Below are 19,048 nucleotides of genomic sequence, written 5' to 3' on the forward strand. Positions count from 1 at the left end.
GGGGAATTTTTTGCCATTTTAAATTTTCAGCAGCAGGGCGTCTGCAGTTTGGCGGCGGCACCGCCGCGGGTCTGGCCGCTGCCGTGGATGATGTACTTGTAGGTGCACAGCTCAGCCAGCCCCATGGGGCCGCGGGCGTGCAGCTTTTGGGTGCTGATGCCCATCTCGCAGCCCAGGCCGAACTCACCGCCATCGGTAAAGCGGGTGCTGGCGTTCACGTAGACCGCGGCGCTGTCCACGCAGGCGGTAAAACGCTGGGCGGCGGCCTTGTCCGCCGTGATGATGGCCTCGCTGTGGTGGGTGGAGTGCTTGGCAATATGGGCAATGGCGTCGTCCAGTGTATTCACCACGGCCACGTTCAGCTTGTAGTCCAGATATTCGGTGTCAAAATCCGCAGGTGCGGCAGGCACACCGTCAATGATAGCCGCGGCGCGGGCGTCCAGGTGCAGTTCCACCGGGGTCAGCCCGACGGCAGTGCGGTCGTCTACAAGGCGCTGTTTCAGCATCGGCAAAAACTGGGCGGCCACATCCCGGTGTACCAGCAGAGCCTCCTCGGCGTTGCAAACGCTGGGACGGCTGGTCTTGGCGTTCTCCACAATGTTCACAGCCATCTCCAGATCAGCGGCAGCGTCCACATAAACGTGGCAGATGCCGGTGCCGGTCTGGATGCAGGGGACTGTGGCATTCTCCACGCAGGCGCGAATCAGCCCGGCACCACCGCGGGGGATCAGCAGGTCCACCAGCCCGTCAGCGGTCATCAACTCGTTGGCGCTGGCGTGGCTCGTATCCTCGATCAGGCTCACTGCCGTTTCGGGTAGGTGGGCTTTGCGCAACCCGGCGCGCAGGGCCTCCACAATGGCGTGGCAGCTGGCCCAGGCATCTCGGCCGCAGCGCAGGATGCAGGCGCTGCCTGCTTTCACCGCCAGAGCAGCGGCGTCGCTGGTCACGTTGGGGCGGCTCTCGTAAATAATGGCGATCACACCCATGGGCACGGCGGTCTTTTCAATCACCAGCCCGTTGGGGCGCACGATGCGGCGCAGCACCGCGCCCACCGGGTCGGGCAGGGCGGCGACCTCGCGCATACCCTTGGCCATGTCAGTCAGGCGGGAGGGCGTCAGCGCCAGGCGGTCCAGCATCACATCGCTGACTCGGCCGCGGGCCGCTGCCAGATCTTTCGCGTTGGCGTCCAGGATCGCATCTTTCGCGGCAATCAATGCCACGGCCATGGCCTCCAGCGCCGCATTTTTTGTGTCGGCGTCGGCCAGAGCCAGCGGCACGCGGGCAGTCTGTGCCGCCTGCAAAATTTCCTGCGTCGTCATTGGGCATGCTCCTTTTTACCAATAAAGCGGGTGCCTACCGGCTTGCCCTCCACAATATCGTACAGCACGTCGGCACGGGCACCGTTGGTGATGATCATATCGGCCCCGGCGGCGGTGGCGCGTTTGGCAGCGCTGATCTTGGTCAGCATGCCGCCGGTGCCCAGGCTGGACCCGGCCCCGCCGGCCAACGCCTCAATTTCGGGTGTGATTTCTTCCACCACAGGGATAAGTTTCGCGTCGGCATGGGTGTGTGGGTCGGCGGTGTACAAGCCCTCGATGTCAGAGAGCAGCACCACCAGATCGGCGTGGATGCACTCGCCCACCAGCGCGGCCAGCGTGTCGTTGTCGCCCAGAGAGTACTCCTCGCAGGCGATGGGGTCGTTCTCGTTGATGATGGGGATGGCTCCCAGCTCCAGCAGACGCTCCAGCGTATTGCGCAGGTTGTGCAGCCGGTTTTCGTGGTCGAAATCCTCCCAGGTCAGCAGCATCTGGGCCACAGTGTGGTTGTACTGGCCAAACAGCCGGTCGTAGATGTACATCAGCTCGCACTGGCCCACGGCAGCGGCTGCCTGCTTGGTGGTGATGTCCCGGGGCTTTTGGATTTGCAGCTTGCCCACGCCCAGACCGGTAGCAGCCGAGGAGACCACGATCAGCTCATGTCCGGCGTTTTTGATGTCGCTCCATACCTTGACAAGGTCCTCGGTATGGCGGATGTTCAGCCGCCCACCCGGGTGGGCCAGGGTGCTTGTGCCGACCTTAACAACAATTCGCATCTTACTTTCCCAACTCTTTCGTTTTCTCGTAGGCGGCCAGCACGGCGTCGGTCACAGCACCGCGGAAGGCCCGTTCTTCCAACAGGCGCACACCCTGGATGGTGGACCCGCCGGGACTGCACACGGCGTCTTTCAAGGCACCGGGGTGGCTGCCGCTTTCCAGCACCATGCGGGCGCTGCCCAGCACCATCTGGGCGGCATATTCCTGGGCCTTGGCGCGGGGCAGGCCGGCGGCCACGCCGCCATCGGCCAGTGCCTCGATAAACTGGTACACCCAGGCCGGGCCGCAGCCGGAAACTGCGCTGGCGGCATCGATCAGCGTCTCAGGCACTTCGTCCAGCCGCCCGGCGGGCTGCATGGCGGCCAGCCATTCCTGCAGTTGGGCAGGCTCCACGTCGTCGCAGCAGTACTGGATCATACCGGCGCCCAGCGCCACGGGGGTGTTGGGCATCATGCGGATGATGGGGTAGCCGCTGCCCGCCATGTGGCGGATCTGCTGCATCGAAAGCCCCGCCGCCATGCTGACCAGCACAAAGGGGCGGCTTTCGGCCCGGGCCTCCAGCGTGGGGGCCAGCTCGTCCAGCATGTCAGCCATCATTTGGGGTTTGACCCCCAGGAAAATAAAATCGCAGATACTGGCGACCTGCTCGTTGGTGCCACAGGCACAGCCCAGCTCGCCGGCCAGGGCCTGCGCTTTGGCGGGTGTGCGGTTGGCCAGCAGCACATCCCCGGCGCCTGCACCCTTGCAGACCGCACGGGCCACTGCGCCGCCCATATTGCCGCAGCCGATAAAACCGTATTTCATGGTGATCCCCCTCGTATACTATAAGATAGTAACATGGTAGCGCAGAGAAGTGGGTTTGTCAATGAAAAAATATACACAAAAAGCCGGGGCGAACATTTCTGTTCGCCCCGGCGGTCTTACTTCTTCGGAGTCATAGCCTCATAACCCTTACTCGTTATTTTTCGGACAGTACCCTTGTTTTCATAAGGATCATCCTAACTTTGCGATATTGCTAACCCTTTCAGGGATCTCAATTTACCTGTTCATTGGTCTTACCCTCTGATAGTTAAGATCGATGTGGGTATCGGGGTCTGATGCTGAGGACTGCGCCTCTTAACTCTAGTACATTGGAGTGTCTCCTTGTGGATCAGATGAAATTCAGGTTCTTCCTGTTCGGTGGAGTGGTAACGGTCATCGCTACCGACCTTCTTTCATCTTAATCTATATTACACGCCAGGGTCTGTCTTGACGGCCCCTGGGCTTGCTGAATCTGATTTATGAACCAACCATCTGAATTTTTCAATCTTTTACAGGTTACGACCTGCGGCTTTCAATGTGGTTCTCTTCGTTTCAGCAGGCCCAGGCCCGCCGGTGATGAATGGGATCTTTAAAGTTTGCCATCGGGTCCAGAGCCTCCTTTCATCCGAAATCCTGCCGGCGGCCTTTACAATTTCTTTCTCTTTCTTCCCGCTGCCCTCGTGCTGCTGGATCGGAGTCCTTAAAGTGCTCCTTCTTCACGTTTCCGCTTCGGGAGATCTGCTTTAAGATGTCGGTCTGTTCACGATTGGTCTTTTATGGGGAAGTGTTAAGAAAGTGGCTTCGCTTGGAGTTCTTATCTCCTTATCTCCGGCTGTTTTCTTTCTGTGACTATACTATAGCACACACTTAGAAATTCGTCTATTCGCAGAGCAGACAATCCTGCGATGAATTATTTGTGCATGTTAAGGATTGATAAGTGCATGCCTATGGTGCTATAATAAATATGTTGGGCTGTCATAACCAGCCGCAAAAATAAATCATCAAGCATCGTCTTATCCAAGGCGGTGCTTTTTTTAAGCTTTGCCAACAGCTTGCCCAACGCCTATAATAAAGCAAAACTACACCCCTGAATTATACCGAAAAGAGAACCGCTGTGACAAAACTTTTCCGGTTGGAAGATGATATCGGTCTTGTCAGCTGACTGACCTTTGCAAAGAAATCTCAATCTTCCTCCGGTGTTCTCGTTGCACATTCCAACAGTTCCTCCGGAGAAATCTTGTAGAGCTTCGAAAGAGCAATCAGATTGGAGGTGTTGGGGTCGCTGGAGCCGTTCTCCCATTTGGAAACGGACTGGCGGCTGACGCCCAGCGTTTCCGCCACAAATTCCTGCGTCATCTGGCAGCGGATGCGGTTTTCCTTCAATGCTTCGCCCAAGGATTTGGCAACAGCTTTCTTTTCCTCTCGTACTTCCTTGGAGTTGACATATTTCTTGAGTGCCTTCACGATCAGAATAAACAGGTAGACGATGCCGGCAGACACTGCTATCCAGAATAAAACATAGAGAACAGCAACTAAAATGATTATTACTCCTGTTGCGTACATAGTACAATCACCTCATAAAAATTATATATAAAATAATTTGATTTGTCCATATTCCTATCAGTCAGCTTTGGTTCCCAACTCTTGAATTTTCTCCAACGCTGTCTGCGGAACAGACGGTTCTTCCACGACCTCCACGCCAAGGGTGATGGTCTTACTCATGCTGATCTTGATATAGGTCCCGGGTGCGTAATAGTCCTCTGCACTGCCGGATCTGGTGAAATACACTTCGCACGGTTCACCCTGTTCAGTGTAGCCCATCAGCTCATAGGATAGCCATTGTTCGATCCTCCTTTGTCTTGATTACGCTGCAAATTATAACGAAAAAGTTCGGTTGCCACCACCAATTACTGCGTATATTCTGCTTTACATCTCGGTTTACATGGCGGTTTTCTGCATTTATTGAGGTTGATCTGCCGAATCCGGATTATCGTGCGGGCAAGTCTACACAAACGATCTGGTAAAAGAGTACGGAGATAGATATCGAAGCGCCATGAAAAAATTGGCGAGGGTCCCAGAAAAATTCTTTGGCAAGCTGGATTTGAACAATCAAATCCGTGGCTTGTTACGACTTATTTCATTGAAAAAATTTCATATTTGTACCATCAAAATAAACCGGAGCACACAGCCGGATTTCAGGCTGTGTACTCCGGTTTTTTGCTGCTCGGATTGGCGTTCACAAAAGATTTCTAAAAGTTACGCCCCGAAATACCTTGACGGCAAGCGTATCCAGACTGTAGATACTTATTACAGCGCCGTCGGAATTCTCGACGAACTGACACCAGAAGAAATGGAAGAAGTGTTCCAGAAATCTCTCGCGGAGCGCAAGAAAACAGAAACGGCGTAACCAATAGGGCTACACCGTTTCGAATAATTGTTAAATTGAGTTGCAAAAGCCGCCTTGGGGCATCTTCTTTATGGAGGGTACTCAAAGGGAAGCCTTTTTGCCATTTTACCGTCTTGACCGTGCCTGCGCCGCCAGCACAAAATCTGAAAAAGTGCCGTTGTACAGCCGGGCGTTGGTCAGCTCGGCCCAGCTGTAATTGTTCATGTACTCTCCGGCGTAGCTGTTTACGGCGTCGGCGCTGCCTTTCAAAAACTCGTACAGATCGCAGTGCAGCTTGCTCACATCAATACTGGTGTGGTTACGTGTGCGGATGAGCAGATCCTCAAACCCGATGCCGCGCAGCGTCTTGCGCAGCGAGTAGAACAGCGTTTGTAAATATTGGGGCGAGTGCAGCTCCTCCCACAAAAAGGCCTCAATCTCGCCGTTGGTCATCGAAAGCCCCTGCCGGTCGATGAGCAGCGCCAGCAGCTCCTTGGCCTTTTCCCGCTCAAACACCAGCGGTGTGCCGTTGTACAGCACCTCAAAATTGACAAAGGTATGCACCACCAGTTTGCCGGGGGTCGCTGTGCCGTTCTCCGGGAAGGTACCCAGCTGCGCTTCAATTTGGGAGACCGCCTCCCGCAGCTTATCGGCGTCGACGGGCTTCATCAGGTAGCCAAGGGCGTGCAGCTGGTAGGCTTCCAGCGCGTAGTAGGAGTAGGAGGTGCAGAACAAAATGCGCGTCTGCGGGCATTGGTCCTTGATGCGTTTGGCCAGCTCGATGCCCAGCATGCCCCGCAGCTTGATGTCCATAAACGCATAGTGAAGACTGCGGCTCTGGGGCGTTTCCAGAAAGGCCAGCACTTCGTCACACTCGTCAAAGGTCACGATGTCCGCTTTGGGAAAGACCTTCCGCAGCTCGGTTTCCAGGTGCGCCAGCATAACTGGCTCATCGTCAATTGCCAGGATCGTCATACTTCTCTTCACCTTTCCTTGGGCAGCACGACCGTTACCGTGGCGCCCTTATTTTTAATGCTGTTAAAATGCAGCCGTCCTCTTGCGATGGATTCTACCCGCTGGCGCACGTTTGCCAGGCCGATGAACCCGCCATCCTGCTGGGGCGGCAGGCCGTCGGCGGCAATGTTATCGGTGCCGCAGCCGTCATCCTGCACGGTGATCAGCCAGTTGTCGGGCTCCTCGCGGGTGGCAATGGTCACGGTGCCGCCGCCCCGCTTGTTGCCAATGCCGTGGGTGATGGCGTTTTCTACCAGCGGCTGCAGGGTCAGCGCTGGCAGCAGGAAATCCTCGGATTCAATATCATATACAACTTGCAGCTTGTTGCCAAAGCGCAGTTGCTCCAGCGCGGCGTAGTTGCGCGCGTGGGCTAACTCCCGCGGGAAAGAGACCAGCCCGTTATAGTTGAAGGCATCGGTGCTGACCCGCATGTAATCCGCAAACAAGCCCAGGGAGTCCTTGGCCTTGGCGGGGGCATCATCGCATAAAATTTGAATGGTGGACAGCATATTGCTGATAAAATGCGGCTGGAACTGGCTGACTGCCGCCTGGGTGGAAGTTTCTTTTTCCACGGCAGCTTTCTCCCGCTGGGCATACAGCAGCATGCCAAACATGTTGTGGGTCTTGTGCCAGGCCAGGTACAGCCCAATGAGAGAGGCTAAAAAGCAGTACATGATGTTGGTCAGCCGGTGGGGGTCCGGCACATAGCACTCCCACAACACCACCACCGCCAGCCCGGAGAGGGACACCGTCAGGTTATGCCCCGGCCGGGCATCAAACAGCAGCAATTGGATCAGCATCACCAGGCAGATGAGAACGTTGACCTCGGTCGGGTGGCGGATGAGGTCGTAGTAAACGCCCAGCAGAAAGATCAGCAGGGTGAACAGGCTGGTCAGCAGCCGGGCGCGGGGCACCAGCTGGTCGGGATCGTTCAGGCAGCGCTGAGCGGCCCACCGCAGGAAAAACGCTGCACCCGCCGCCAACAGCAGCGGTACTGTGCGCAATGGCTGAAAGAACCCGAACAGACAATGGCACACCGGGGTGGTGACAAACAGGATACTGCACAGCCTGCCATAGTTGGTCAGCGTGACCAGGTTGTCCCGGGCCAGCACCGGCTCAAAGGGGGTAAGTTCCTGCCCCGGATACCCGAAATTTTTCCATTGGGTAAAGTTCATCTGCTGTGCTCCTTGTGATTCCTGTCTGTACACATACACAGTGTAACAGAAACCCGGTACAAATGTCTTACAAAATGATGGTAAAATCTGTTGAAAAGTCAGGAAAACGCAAGATTTTACAAATAATACACAACTTTACATCGAACTTACAAGACGATGCGTATATCGTTTGTTTGGTACTCCTTTTGGCATAGCAAAACACCCCACTTGTTAGATAGTATATCATACTGTCTAACAAATGGGGCGCTGTTCAAAGCCGCAGCTCCGGGGTGTTTTGTTATTTTAAGACAGGCAGCCCCTTATTATACAATGGTAAACTGGCAGGCGCGCAGGGCATCCAGCGCCGTCTGGTGGGACTGGGGCGTAACGCCAGCGCAGCAATCGGATCGGATCTCAATCTCAACTTCCGGGAACGCAGCGCGCAGCACCATGGCGTTGCTGATGACGCAGATGTCGGTGCAGTAGCCGTAGACGATGATCTTTTCGATGTCATCCACAGCCTTGTTATGGGCCATCAGTTCGTCCAGAATATCGCTGGGCAGCATGTAGGCACCAAAGGTCTTTTTGCACACGATGTGGGAGACTTCAGGCTCGGTATCGTCCATGGCATCCTCCAGCTCGGGGGCAAAGTTCCAACCGTCGGTGCCCTCAATGCAGTGCTCCACCGGCAGGCGGCGGCCCTCGCGGGTGTCCAGGTATTCCTCGGGGTGGGTGTCCTTGGTAAAGAACATCCAGTGCCCGGCCTGGGCGTGGGCGCGGGCGACCTCAGCCAGATGGGCCACATTGGCCTGAGCCTCGGCATTGACCAGCGCACCGGTGATAAAATCTTTCTGCACATCCACTACAATATCAAGGATGATCTTTTCGTTTTCCATAATGGCCTGCTCCTGTTCTGTATAGGTGTTATCCACAGTATAGCGCAGCCGGGGCAAACTGTAAAGAGCAGACCTTATGCGGCCAACTGTTCTGCCAAAGCCTGCATTATCAACATTTCCTCTACCTCCGGCATGTACGGCACCCCCAAGCTGACCACCTACTGCATGGCCAAGTGGGGCGTCCGCGGCCTGAGCAAGACCCTGGCCCAGGAGCTGAAAGGCACCGGCATCGTCGTCAACACTGTCTGCCCCACCAAGGTCAAGACCCCGCTGCGCCGCAAGGCATGGCGGGGCCTTTTGCCATCTTGGGCAATACCGCACAATTCCCGCCTGACGGCTTAAGCACCGCTCCGGCGGATCTCCGCGCCAAGAGCCGCCGCAAGCGGCGGTTGCGCTCCGAAGCGCCTCGCTGCGGCTCGGTGTGCGGCACGGCACCTGCGTTGCCAAAATGCTCGATAATACACAAAGTATTATCTGCGCTTTTGGCTTAGCAGCTGCCGCACCTCGCTCGCCGTATCGGCACTTAGAATTATGCGGTATTGCCCTTGTATAAAATATGTATCCAAAAACTTGCCATACCTCGTACGGAAGTGTTACAATACATTTATGTCGCCCGATGGCGATCAGAAGGAGTGTAGGAAACACAGAATGGAACCCCAAAAGAAAACGACCCTGACCGAGGGCAGTGTAGCAAAAGGCATGCTGCTGTTTGCGCTGCCTATTTTTATCAGCAACCTTTTCCAACAGCTGTACAATGCAGCCGATTCCCTCATCGTCGGCAACTTCTTGGGCGGCGAGGCCCTGGCCGCTGTCGGCTCCTCCGGCAGTCTGATCTTTCTCTTGACCGGCTTTGTCAACGGCGTGTCGCTGGGCGCGGGCGTTGTGGTGGCCCGCTACTTTGGTGCCAAGGATTGGCAGCGCATGCGCCGCACCATCCACACTACGGTAGCCCTGGGCCTGGCCGCCGGTGCTGTGCTTACGGTGGTGGGTGTGCTGCTTACTCCACAGATCTTGCGTTGGATGGGCACGCCGGACAACGTACTGGTTAACTCCATCGCCTACTTCCGCATGTACTTTATGGGCAGCATTGCTGTGGTCATGTACAACGTAGGTGCGAGTATTTTGCAGTCTGTGGGCGACAGCCGCAGCCCTATGCGGTACCTGATCGCGGCCTCCATCATCAATATCGTGCTGGACCTTGTTTTGATCGGCGGTTTCCGCATGGGTGTTGGCGCAGCGGCATTTGCCACGATTGCCTCCCAGACGGTCAGCGCCGTGCTGGCGTTCTCCAAGCTGATACGCTCCAAAGAAGAATGGGCCGTCCGCCCGCGGGAAGTCCGCTTTGATGGGCCGTCCCTCAAGGCTGTCATTGTGCAGGGCCTGCCCTCCGGCATCCAGAACTCGGTCATCTCGCTGGCCAATGTCATTGTGCAGTCCAACATCAACTCCTTTGGTGCCAACGCCATGGCGGGCTGTGGTGCTTATAGTAAGGTGGAGGGCTTTGCCTTCCTGCCGGTGACCTGCTTTGCCATGGCGCTGGCAACGTTCGTTAGCCAGAACGTAGGCGCGGGTCAGCCGGACCGCGTGCGCAAGGGCATGAAATTCGGCATCCTCTGCTCCATCGCCATGGCCGAGGTCGTGGGCGTCTGCATCTATCTGGCGTCCCCCTGGCTCATTGGAGCCTTCAGCAGCGAGCCGGACGTTATCGCTTTCGGCGTCCAGCAGGCCCACACGGCGGCGCTGTTCTACTGCCTGCTGGCGTTCAGCCATTGCTGTGCAGGCATCCTGCGCGGCCTGGGCCGCCCGGTGGTGCCCATGATGGTCATGCTGGCGGTCTGGTGCGTGCTGCGCATCACCTACATTACAATCACGCTGCATTTTATCCATGCCATCGGCGTGGTATTCTGGGCCTACCCCATCACATGGAGCATCTCCTCGCTACTCTTCGCGTGGTACATCCGGCACTGCCCCATCCCGCAATTGGGCGGCGGCGCACCGCATTAAATTTAGAAAATTCCGTCTGTTTCGGCAGGCGGATTTTTTGCGCTGCCGTCAAGTAGTTACGTAACAATTTGGTAGATTGAACAAGGCGGGAAGTGCTGCTTTGTTGAATATGTAGAGAAAATGGACAATTTTCGCATACGCTGCTATGTGTGGCTACACGTTGCGCATCCACGCACAGCAGCTGGGGGCGGCTGGGAAAGACGTTTTTTCAGCCGGTGAGCAGCTTTTGGGCCACTCCGCTTTGCGGGGTGGCTCATTCTTTTTTGTGTGCTCTCCGTCTGAAAAAACAAAGCAGTGTGAACGTCTGCAATGCAGCCGTTCATTTTTTTAAATATTAAAGAATCTATAGATTTTCTGGGGATTCTTTAAGGTCAATTTTTGCAATTCTTCTTTGAATAGGTCGCTGCTGCATCTGCCGCCGAACATCTCCCGTGGGTAGCCGTTGATGAAGTGCTGGGCCATGGTGGCGTCGTACTGGGTTTTGTTCTTCATGCTTTTTCCCTTGGGAAAGTAGCGGCGCAGCAGCTTGTTGTTGTTCTCGTTACAACCGCGTTCATGCGGGGCCTGCGGGTGGCAGTAGTAGGTGGTCAGGCCGAGGGCATCCAGTCCTGCTTGGTCGGCAAATTCGCAGCCGTTGTCGCTCGTCAGGGTTTTGAATATCTGTTTGAAATCTCTGCCCAGCTGGCGCTTTAGCCAGCGCATAGCGCTCACAGTGGAGAGTGCTGTTTTATCTGCTACCTTTATCACGATTTCCTGCCTTGTCATTCTCTCTGTGAGGACAAGGCAGGATTCTTTTTTGCCTTCGCTGCTGCCGATGATGGAGTCGATTTCCCAATGTCCGAAAGTATTCCGTAAGGTTATGTACTTTGGGCGTTGTTCTATGCTGCGGTGCAGTACGTTTTTGCTACGCATGGGCTTTTCTTCCTCTACTTTTCCTTTGCGCTTCTTCGGGTGGCCTACTGGCAGTTCCTTATAGGTGACTTTGGGAATTAGGCCCTCTTTGATGTAGCGATACAGTGTTTGCTTGCTGATGGTCAGGCCGTATGTATCCTTTACTTTCTGAATAGCGGCAAAGGGGCTATAACCCATACAGATGCACTCGCCGAGGGCTGCTGCATAGGCGTGGTTATTACCGAGTTTCAATCCCTTGCTGTGAGCAGTTTTCTGGTAGTTGGCGGTCTGCTGGGCGGCGTAGGCATCATAGACTTTGCTGACTATCCACGTTCTGTAGTCGAGGTGCTCTACCTGTCCTTTTTTCAGTTCTCTGGTGATGGCAGAACGGCAGCAGCCGATGATGTCAGCGATAGCCTGATGGGTCAGGCCAGCTTTATGCAGCGCTTCAATTTTTGCACGTTCGTCCTGTGTGAAATGCTTTCCTTTGCGGCGTGGTTCAACTTCCATTTCATTAACATCCTTCCGTTAGCTTCATGGACATTGTCGCTCGTCAGTCGCAGAAGTAAAGGTCGGGTAGTATTTTTTCGTTCCGCAAATCTCCACCCCTACGGGGTAGTATTTACTCCTCGAAAAAATCTCCACCCTCTCTTGACTTCTGTTCCTGCCAAGCGTGGCCCTGATAAAAGCTAACGGAACGGAAGGTGTCTATCCTTCGAAATGGATTGCTCGACACGGCGGCACAATCCGTACGCCGCCGCGCTCGCAATCCACCGGGTTCGCGTCGCGCCCGGATCGTAGAGGGAAAGTTCCTGTTGTGTGGCTCTTTCTATTATTTCTACACCCTGAATCAAGGATGATGTTGAACGCTTTAGAGGATACAGGATACAGGCGGGGGCCTGAAACGAAAGCCCCCGCCCTGCTTCGTGGTGCGTTCAACATCCCCGCTGCGCGGCGCCTACGGCGTCCTTGATTTCAGGGTGTTTCTTAGGCTCAAAGAGCCACACAGGCTCCAAAACAAAAATTGGAGGTATTTCAAATGACTAAGACGTACAAGATGGCAACGAAGAAGCAACAGGTTGCAAAGGACATCGTCAGAGCAGCAAAATTTCTCGGCTTGGGTTTATTCTTCCGATGCAATAAGCAGCTTCACCGCGTAGAATTTATGCTTGATGCAAGCCCACGGGAGATGCAGAAAATGGCAGACTTGATGCTCACTTACAAAGAGGAGCGGGAAGAAATGGCAATGCACATCTACGGCTAAGGTTCGATGGCCCCCGAAAGGGGGCTTTTTTATTTTTTACTACATTTTGGAGGTATTTATTATGACTATCACTACTGAAATTTCCGTTCGTAACTTTGAGTTCTGGTCTGGCGCTGTTTACCGCCGCAACGTTCTTACAGACGAACAGTGCGACCAGATTGAAGCCATGTTGGAAGAGTGCTGCGAACAGCCAATTTCCGAGACCGGCCTGAATGACTTCTTCTGGTTTGAAGAAGATACGATTGCAAGCTGGTTGGGATTCGACAGCTTCGAGGAACTTGAACAGCACAACAAGGAGCTGGAAGAAGAAGAAGAAACTTGCCCATTTTGAAAGGAGAGATTGAAATTGTTTGAAAGTTGCAAGGACAGAGACGAACTGGTTTGGATGTACATTGGGACAATTGATTCCTGCATCAGATTCTACGAGGTGAAAGCCGATGACCCGAAAGATGGTTTCTTGAAGATGTCAGCAAAAAAGGCAATGAACCGTATCGTTGAACTCAACGCAGAGTTCGAGAAGCGGCTCAGCGAACTGTAAAATATTAAGCTGTGCTATCAGGCTATACGGGCTTATGGAGGTATTGAAAAATGGATTTATACGAAGTTGAAGTTTGGAACAAGGTAGACAAGTTTTGGGACAAATATCTCGTCAGAGCATGGTGTGTTACAGACGCAAAAACCATGACCAGACGGCGTTTGAATGAGGAAACGGACGAAGGAGCGGACGCATACAACATAGTAACTGTAAATAGAGTTTCACAGGATTAACTGAAAAGCACCCTGTATCTGGCAGAAATGCCGGGTACAGGGTGCTTATTTTTGTGAACCCCACGGGCGGGGAATAGTGCGGCAAGGCGCGCGCGGGGCGGGGGCAATAGCCCCCGCGCCCCTTGCGCGCTTGCCGCCTTGGCCACTTTTATTTCTTGACGGTTGTTTGCAATCTGCGTTTAGCTTTGTTGGCCGGCTTACTTGCGACCTCTAGGCCGAGCGGGCCTGCCGGGGCCTGATTGCTGATGATTTCAGATTCGGGCAGAATATCGCCCTCTTCAAACTTCTTTTGCAAGTTGTCGACCACCGCCAACGTGTCATAAGCGTTATAATCCCGGTCGAGGACAAACCACAGACCTTTGCGCAGGGGCTTAATCATCTCGGCGTTAGTGGCGTTCTCCATTTCCCACGCGTCATAGCTGGCCCACAGCTGGAAGCGCCAGACTTTATGGCACTGAATCACCGTGTGGGTCACGTCTCGCAGGAGTTTGTCCACATGCTGGAATCGCTGGGCACTGCCGTAGAAGCTGATGTGGTAATGGCGGCAACACAGCAGCGTATTGAGAAAATAGGCGTTGAAATTGTCCTTGAAGCTGCGGCTGTTCATCTGCACCGACAGTTCGTCCATTGCCACAATCGTGACCGTCAGGGTGTCGTTTTCGTCATCAATGGCGCTGGTGGTTTTGCTGGCCTTGACCACCTGGGCCAAGCTGTCCAACTTGGTATAGGGGATTGCAAGGTCGACGTTTGACAGCACGTTGATTTTCTGCATTACAAACTTTTTGCGGCGAGAACACCACACCGGCTTATCATTGTAGCGATTATACAGGCCGACCACCTTATGCACGAGGGACAGGGTTTTACCGGAGCCGAAGTAGCCGCAGTAGATGTCGAGAGCGCCGACCGGGCAGGTGTTCCAGCCCTTATGCCGTATGTAGGCGATCAGGTCCTTGACTGCATGGATGCCGGTTTGCAGAGGGTGAAACACGACCTGCCGAGCAATGCGGGAGACACCAAGGACGATAAGGGCAACGACCAGAAAGAGGACTGTGTATCCGTTCATTAAAATTTACCCCGCGCGAATGTGTGGGTGAAGTCCTTGATGATGGAGAACACGAACAGGAACAACGACATAGCCACCAAGATAGCCAGGAGCCACGGAAAGAGTTCAGACAGGTTTTGCGGCGGGGTCGTGGAGATACCGAAGAAGGTCAAAAGGTCAGCAAACAAAGAAGCCATGTTATCACCTCATATCACAGAATGTTTTCAATAGGGAAAGAACAAATGCCATCAATAAGAGCGACAATCCGAGAACGCCCAAGGTCTCGCCGGTCGTGTATTCTTCAAAAGGCTTTTGGAACGGGTCGGCATCCTCGGCGGTTTCGGCGGTAGCTTGCTGGGCTATGTCGGCCAGCTGGGCAGAGATACCCGAAAGCTGGGCCGTATAGTCAGGCGCGGGCTGTTCCTCGGTCGGTGCTTCGGCGTCGGTTTCGGCATCTGCCGGGGTCAGGGCATCCGCCAACCGGTCAATGGATTCTTGCAGGGTGTCCAGTTTTGCATAGAGAGCAGGGTCGGCTACCTGCACATAGCTGCTGGTGTCGATGCTGGGGGCCTGTTCCTGCTCTTCCTGGGCCGCTTCGTCCGGGGTGTAGTCCTCGGCTTTTGCGTCCAGCGCGACCGCACCAGCGGCCAGCGACAGCAACAGGATAATGGCCGCACAGGTTTTAGAGAAGTTGTCCATCACTTGAGCATACCCCCAATAAAGGCGGCGACGATTGCGCCGATGATAGACCACAGCCAGATGTCCCAAAACGACAGCGTAAAGCCGTACACTGTGAAACTCTGGTTGAAGCCGTTCATAATTACGTTCATTACATTGAGAAAACTGCTCATGTTATCACCTCATGTCATACGGCGGTAAAGCGCCAGCACAAAGCCGAACAGGATAGCCAGCGAGAACGCCCACCAGTAAGCCTCCGGCACAAACGACAGCGCTTCTTTGCAGAATTGCGGGAACTCGTCTTTTAGGTTGTAGTGCAGAGAGCCGTGCACATCGGTCAAGTCGTCTTTTACCTTGTCGACGCCATCTGCAAAGTTATCCGAAACTTTACCGTTCAGTTCACCAGCATCGCCCAGAAATGTAGAATCAGAGGACGAGTCGGCAGAACTTGCGGACGAATCGGCGGACGTATCGTCGGCAAAGACGGCGGGCACGGCGCAAAGTGTAGCGCAGAACACGAAGCACAGCGTAATACAAAGTCTTTTCCACATTACAAGAAACTCCTTACAAATTTGATAATAGCGAACAGCAGGAGCACCAGCACGCAGATGTGTATCGTGGTGACCAGGCCAGCCGGCAGGAACGGGAACACATACGAGTAGGCACTACCCAGGCCGAGAACAAAGGTGACGACCGCGATAAGCAGGGAGATAAGCGCCCAAAGAATACCTTTGTGGCCGTTCTCGGTGCCATCGTCGTTCCCACCGGGAAACACGAAGTTCCAGAAGTTGTTTGTGTTTCCGTTGCTGGGCTTGTCCGTGGGGGCTGGTGTAGGGGTAGGTGTTTCGCCAGGATCAGGTGTGGGGCTGGGGGACGGCGAGGGAGAGGGCGAGGGGCTGGGGCTGGGTTTGGCGGTCTCTGGCGTACTTTGGTCAGGCAACTTTTTATCAAAGTAGTTTTTAATATTGATATTTAAGTTTTCGATAGCGAGGGTAAAGTTTGCGGAGAGGTCTGCCCAGCCTTGCACCAGCGTGGCCTTAATATCGGCGAAGCCTTGAATCATGTTGTCGCGAATTTCAACCAATACGGCAATGATTCCGATGGTGTCGCCAGTATCGCCGCCCGGTTCCGGGGTAGGTGTGGGGTCTGTGCCCGGGTCAGGTGTTGGCGTGGGGTCAGGCGAGGGTGACGGGGTAGGCGCTTCGTAGGTGATATAGTAGTAATTGTTGGTTACGGTATCGTAGGTGTAGTATTGCTTGGTTTCGTTGTTGTAGATGATGGGATTGTTGCTGATATTGGTGATGGTGTCGCCCTCGTTGTTGATGGTCGTATACTGGGGGTAGATGTACGTTAGGTTGGTGCTGTTGTCCTGGTAGATGTTGCCGTTCCAGGTGTTGTTATTGATGGTGATTTTGTTGTAGTTGTTTATGTTGGTGGTAGTGGGGATGCAGTTTATTACGATGGGGTGGAAGTAAGCGGTATAGGAAGAAATGCTTTTTGTGGCGTAAAAATTGGGGCCATAAAAGCCCAGTACAATCGATTTACCTGCATTATAGTTACTATTAACCTGAAATTTACCTATACTGTAGTAGCCAAAAGACGATGCACTAGTACGAAGAACATGAGTTAAAAACTTCTGATCCTCAGCCAAATAGTAGCGCCCGGCTACAGGGGTTGTAAACGAATAGCGACAAGAGATGCTAAGATTTAAATAATTTGAAGATGTAAAAGTCGAAGTTACATTACATGTAAGACCATTAACAGCGACTTTCAAAAGGGCGCCTGAATTACCATTAGAAGCAACAAAACTTGTTGGATAAGCAGCAACCTCAGCCTGACTTGCTCCCAATTCGGGATAGACCGTATACTGAATCTCACCATTTGCGGCAACCGAGGGTGTACCAGTGCCTGAATAGCCAGAAGGGTTGCGGCCTACACCTCCAGTACCAGCGGAGCCGCCGCCGGTTTCGTATTTTTTGGCGGTGGCGTTTTTGCCTAAAGCACTACTAATGTGAAGCGTTACATCTAATAGAAAATCATCAACAATGCCGGTATAAGCCGTGACATTATAGAAGTCGAAACTAAGGCCGAAAAATTTATATGTATGCTTATAAAAATTGCACTTGGTACACTTTTTTACGGAGACCGAAACAGGAATACCCTCAACCGTATCCGAAAATTCAGAAATTATTCCACTAGACCAGTCATGCTCATGCGTACTACTATCATCAGCAAACGCCAAGGGGCAAAACATGCTAAGAGAAACAGCCAAAACCAAGAAAAGTGAAATTATACGTTTTTTCATAGAACCCCCTTGAAAATGAGCGATGCAACGGATATAATAAACATAGAGGTGATAGCAATGGTACAAGCAATTATACAATTTGCAATTACTTGCATAATCGGCTGGGTGGTGGTAGAAAGAGTCCTCTGCTATTTCCGCGAGGTTAAGACGGCCCACCAATGGCGAAAATACTACAGCGATAAATTCAATGGCCGCCAGTAATGGCGGCATTTTTGTTTAAAAAGAAAGAGGGCCGGGCTTTCGTCCGGCCCTCTTGGGCTTGCCCGATTAGCCGCGGGCGGCGTTCTTCAGGCTAGAGAAGATGTGGATACCCACGGGCACCAGACCAGCGGCCAGGCAGAACAGCAGGATAGGCTGCTTAGTGATCTCGGTAACGACGGTGCCAGACAGGGTGAACACATCAGACATGGCGGCGATAACGGTTTCCATAGCACTTTTTGCAACCTCTGCGCCAGCTTCAACAGAAGTAGGATTCATGGTTGCGTCTCCTTTCTTCAAAATTTTTTGTATGTAAACGCAGCTTGGGGGCTTGCGTTACAACCAGCAATCGCGGGGGACTACAGATACAGTGGTGGTCTTATCATCAAAGCAGGTGACAAGGGCACAGTAGTTAGATGCTTGCTTGTCGTATACTGCGAGAATATCTTTCTTCACGTTTCGCAGGTCGGTAGCAGCTTGCTTATTGTGAAGAAATTCCACCGTTCTTGCGTAGCCGTCGATTTTATCGAAGTCTACGAGGGTTTTCTGTACGGGTCGCATATTGCACCTCAAAAGGGTAAATCTCCGTCCGTATTTCTGTTTGCTCTTTGCTCAAACGGACGATACTCGCCCAGAATCGAAGAATAGAACGGACGTTTGTAGTTGAATGCGCAGAGATTGCAGTCACGGGAAAGAGGGGAAAAGTTGTTGCAGGGGAAGAATGTTCCGTCTTTCAGCTTTGCAGGTTCGTGGTGGAACTTACCGTTTTCATCCGTGTAGCAGTTTTTACAGTAACGTTCCCCGTAATCACACTTTACAGTAGAATCGGGGCATTTTCTGGTATAGCGACAGGGGCAAGGTTTAGCTTGTCCCTGTTCGTCCAACGGTTGGGTGCATACATTGAAAATACTAGGCATTTTCTGTACCGCCCTTGGATTCATTCTGAATGTCTTTCCACAGACCATAGTTCTTGCGGAAAGTTGACCAGCAACCGTTATCATAAGCCCAGCGGGCCAGTTCCTTGACCGTGGAGAACAGAGGCGCATTAAACATTGTCTCTACCTGTTCTTCCTCGGTGACACCTTCGTTCTGTTGAGGTGGGTCGAAGTCGTGCAGACCGACAACCTGTTCCGGGTCATACTGGAATTTGTCGGGGTCGTTCTGATGCCAGAGATACACATACGCTTTGTACAGGTTGTAGCATTTCTTGATAGCAGCATCATTGATTTCGGAGTGCTTGCGAATCTCTTTTGCAACGCCCGTGATGTAACGGGCATTTTTGAACTTTACCACGAAATGGTAATGTGGCTTTTTGAGGTCGCCTATTTGCCAATCAGGGCAGTTGCCGTCATGGTGTTTGCCGTAGTCGAGAAATTCTTGCTCGGTATGTGTATCTTTGTCATGCAGTGCCCATGCGCAAGGCCAGTTGGCTTGAATGTAGTCGATTGCGGGCTGCTGGCTCTCTGGGTAGAGAACGAACATAAACTGATAGGCTTTTGGGCTTTTTGTGCTTGGTTCTGGCATCTGTACCACCTCTGCTGTTTGATTTTGGCA

General features: G+C 53.3%; 24 protein-coding genes. 6 read left to right on the forward strand and 18 right to left on the reverse strand.

Annotated elements, in window-relative coordinates:
• Positions 1-26 precede the first annotated feature (26 nt).
• The 5 genes from OGM81_09785 to OGM81_09805 all read right to left on the reverse strand — a co-directional run bounded on the left by OGM81_09785 (position 27) and on the right by OGM81_09805 (position 4,682).
• Positions 27-1,319: a glutamate-5-semialdehyde dehydrogenase gene (locus tag OGM81_09785; protein ID UYJ42630.1), complete on the reverse strand. Its 1,293-nt coding sequence runs from the start codon at positions 1,317-1,319 to the stop codon at positions 27-29.
• Complete coding sequence (proB, locus tag OGM81_09790; protein ID UYJ42631.1) at positions 1,316-2,092, reverse strand: glutamate 5-kinase; 777 nt, start codon at positions 2,090-2,092, stop codon at positions 1,316-1,318. The genes OGM81_09785 and proB overlap by 4 nt, the downstream gene beginning before the upstream one ends.
• Before the next feature lies 1 nt (position 2,093).
• The gene (gene proC / locus OGM81_09795; GenBank protein ID UYJ42632.1) at positions 2,094-2,897 is read right to left on the reverse strand and encodes a pyrroline-5-carboxylate reductase; all 804 of its coding nucleotides are present in this window, start codon (positions 2,895-2,897) and stop codon (positions 2,094-2,096) included.
• Positions 2,898-4,076: 1,179 nt separating this feature from the next.
• Positions 4,077-4,457 (reverse strand): helix-turn-helix domain-containing protein, encoded by a 381-nt coding sequence (locus OGM81_09800; GenBank protein UYJ42633.1) that lies wholly within the window; start codon positions 4,455-4,457, stop codon positions 4,077-4,079.
• Between the two features lie 57 nt (positions 4,458-4,514).
• A complete protein-coding gene (locus OGM81_09805) occupies positions 4,515-4,682 on the reverse strand; it encodes a hypothetical protein (protein ID UYJ42634.1) in 168 nt (55 codons plus the stop codon).
• 265 nt (positions 4,683-4,947) lie between these two features.
• On the opposite strand from OGM81_09805, the gene OGM81_09810 reads away from it, so the two are divergent.
• Entirely contained in the window at positions 4,948-5,301 is a 354-nt protein-coding gene (locus OGM81_09810; GenBank protein UYJ42635.1) for a hypothetical protein, read from the forward strand.
• Positions 5,302-5,406: 105 nt separating this feature from the next.
• Here the strand turns inward: OGM81_09810 and OGM81_09815 are convergent, their stop codons facing one another.
• From OGM81_09815 to OGM81_09825, 3 genes are all read right to left on the reverse strand, one after another.
• Positions 5,407-6,255, reverse strand: a complete 849-nt coding sequence (locus OGM81_09815) for a response regulator (protein ID UYJ42636.1) — start codon at positions 6,253-6,255, stop codon at positions 5,407-5,409.
• Positions 6,256-6,263: 8 nt separating this feature from the next.
• Positions 6,264-7,469 carry a histidine kinase gene (locus tag OGM81_09820; GenBank protein ID UYJ42637.1) on the reverse strand — a complete coding sequence of 402 codons (1,206 nt, stop codon included), beginning with the start codon at positions 7,467-7,469 and terminating at the stop codon, positions 6,264-6,266.
• 302 nt (positions 7,470-7,771) lie between these two features.
• A complete protein-coding gene (locus OGM81_09825; GenBank protein ID UYJ42638.1) occupies positions 7,772-8,344 on the reverse strand; it encodes a cysteine hydrolase in 573 nt (190 codons plus the stop codon).
• Positions 8,345-8,476: 132 nt separating this feature from the next.
• Between OGM81_09825 and OGM81_09830 the strand changes: the two genes are divergently transcribed.
• Positions 8,477-8,686, forward strand: coding sequence for an SDR family oxidoreductase (locus OGM81_09830; protein ID UYJ42639.1), 210 nt, complete (start codon positions 8,477-8,479; stop codon positions 8,684-8,686).
• Positions 8,687-8,992: 306 nt separating this feature from the next.
• Positions 8,993-10,348, forward strand: coding sequence for an MATE family efflux transporter (locus OGM81_09835; GenBank protein UYJ42640.1), 1,356 nt, complete (start codon positions 8,993-8,995; stop codon positions 10,346-10,348).
• Positions 10,349-10,675: 327 nt separating this feature from the next.
• On the opposite strand, the gene OGM81_09840 is transcribed toward OGM81_09835, so the two are convergent.
• The gene (locus OGM81_09840; GenBank protein ID UYJ42641.1) at positions 10,676-11,749 is read right to left on the reverse strand and encodes an IS30 family transposase; all 1,074 of its coding nucleotides are present in this window, start codon (positions 11,747-11,749) and stop codon (positions 10,676-10,678) included.
• Between the two features lie 529 nt (positions 11,750-12,278).
• On the opposite strand from OGM81_09840, the gene OGM81_09845 reads away from it, so the two are divergent.
• The 3 genes from OGM81_09845 to OGM81_09855 all read left to right on the forward strand — a co-directional run bounded on the left by OGM81_09845 (position 12,279) and on the right by OGM81_09855 (position 13,041).
• Complete coding sequence (locus OGM81_09845; protein UYJ42642.1) at positions 12,279-12,503, forward strand: hypothetical protein; 225 nt, start codon at positions 12,279-12,281, stop codon at positions 12,501-12,503.
• Between the two features lie 61 nt (positions 12,504-12,564).
• Entirely contained in the window at positions 12,565-12,834 is a 270-nt protein-coding gene (locus OGM81_09850; GenBank protein UYJ42643.1) for a hypothetical protein, read from the forward strand.
• A gap of 15 nt (positions 12,835-12,849) precedes the next feature.
• Positions 12,850-13,041, forward strand: coding sequence for a hypothetical protein (locus tag OGM81_09855; protein ID UYJ42644.1), 192 nt, complete (start codon positions 12,850-12,852; stop codon positions 13,039-13,041).
• Between the two features lie 378 nt (positions 13,042-13,419).
• On the opposite strand, the gene OGM81_09860 is transcribed toward OGM81_09855, so the two are convergent.
• The 9 genes from OGM81_09860 to OGM81_09900 form a co-directional block, all read right to left on the reverse strand.
• The gene (locus OGM81_09860; GenBank protein ID UYJ42645.1) at positions 13,420-14,334 is read right to left on the reverse strand and encodes a hypothetical protein; all 915 of its coding nucleotides are present in this window, start codon (positions 14,332-14,334) and stop codon (positions 13,420-13,422) included.
• The gene (locus tag OGM81_09865; protein UYJ42646.1) at positions 14,334-14,510 is read right to left on the reverse strand and encodes a hypothetical protein; all 177 of its coding nucleotides are present in this window, start codon (positions 14,508-14,510) and stop codon (positions 14,334-14,336) included. The genes OGM81_09860 and OGM81_09865 overlap by 1 nt, the downstream gene beginning before the upstream one ends.
• 4 nt (positions 14,511-14,514) lie before the next feature.
• The gene (locus OGM81_09870) at positions 14,515-15,012 is read right to left on the reverse strand and encodes a hypothetical protein (protein ID UYJ42647.1); all 498 of its coding nucleotides are present in this window, start codon (positions 15,010-15,012) and stop codon (positions 14,515-14,517) included.
• The gene (locus OGM81_09875) at positions 15,012-15,164 is read right to left on the reverse strand and encodes a hypothetical protein (GenBank protein ID UYJ42648.1); all 153 of its coding nucleotides are present in this window, start codon (positions 15,162-15,164) and stop codon (positions 15,012-15,014) included. Before OGM81_09875 ends, OGM81_09870 begins: the two co-directional genes overlap by 1 nt.
• 9 nt (positions 15,165-15,173) lie before the next feature.
• Entirely contained in the window at positions 15,174-15,542 is a 369-nt protein-coding gene (locus tag OGM81_09880) for a hypothetical protein (protein UYJ42649.1), read from the reverse strand.
• Positions 15,542-17,296, reverse strand: coding sequence for a hypothetical protein (locus OGM81_09885; GenBank protein UYJ42650.1), 1,755 nt, complete (start codon positions 17,294-17,296; stop codon positions 15,542-15,544). The genes OGM81_09880 and OGM81_09885 overlap by 1 nt, the downstream gene beginning before the upstream one ends.
• Positions 17,297-17,563: 267 nt before the next feature.
• Positions 17,564-17,773, reverse strand: coding sequence for a hypothetical protein (locus OGM81_09890; GenBank protein UYJ42651.1), 210 nt, complete (start codon positions 17,771-17,773; stop codon positions 17,564-17,566).
• Positions 17,774-17,830: 57 nt separating this feature from the next.
• A complete protein-coding gene (locus tag OGM81_09895; protein ID UYJ42652.1) occupies positions 17,831-18,055 on the reverse strand; it encodes a hypothetical protein in 225 nt (74 codons plus the stop codon).
• Between the two features lie 348 nt (positions 18,056-18,403).
• The gene (locus OGM81_09900) at positions 18,404-19,018 is read right to left on the reverse strand and encodes a replication protein (GenBank protein ID UYJ42653.1); all 615 of its coding nucleotides are present in this window, start codon (positions 19,016-19,018) and stop codon (positions 18,404-18,406) included.
• Positions 19,019-19,048 lie beyond the last annotated feature (30 nt).

The organism is Oscillospiraceae bacterium (assembly GCA_025758045.1).
Lineage (GTDB): Bacteria > Bacillota > Clostridia > Oscillospirales > Ruminococcaceae > Gemmiger.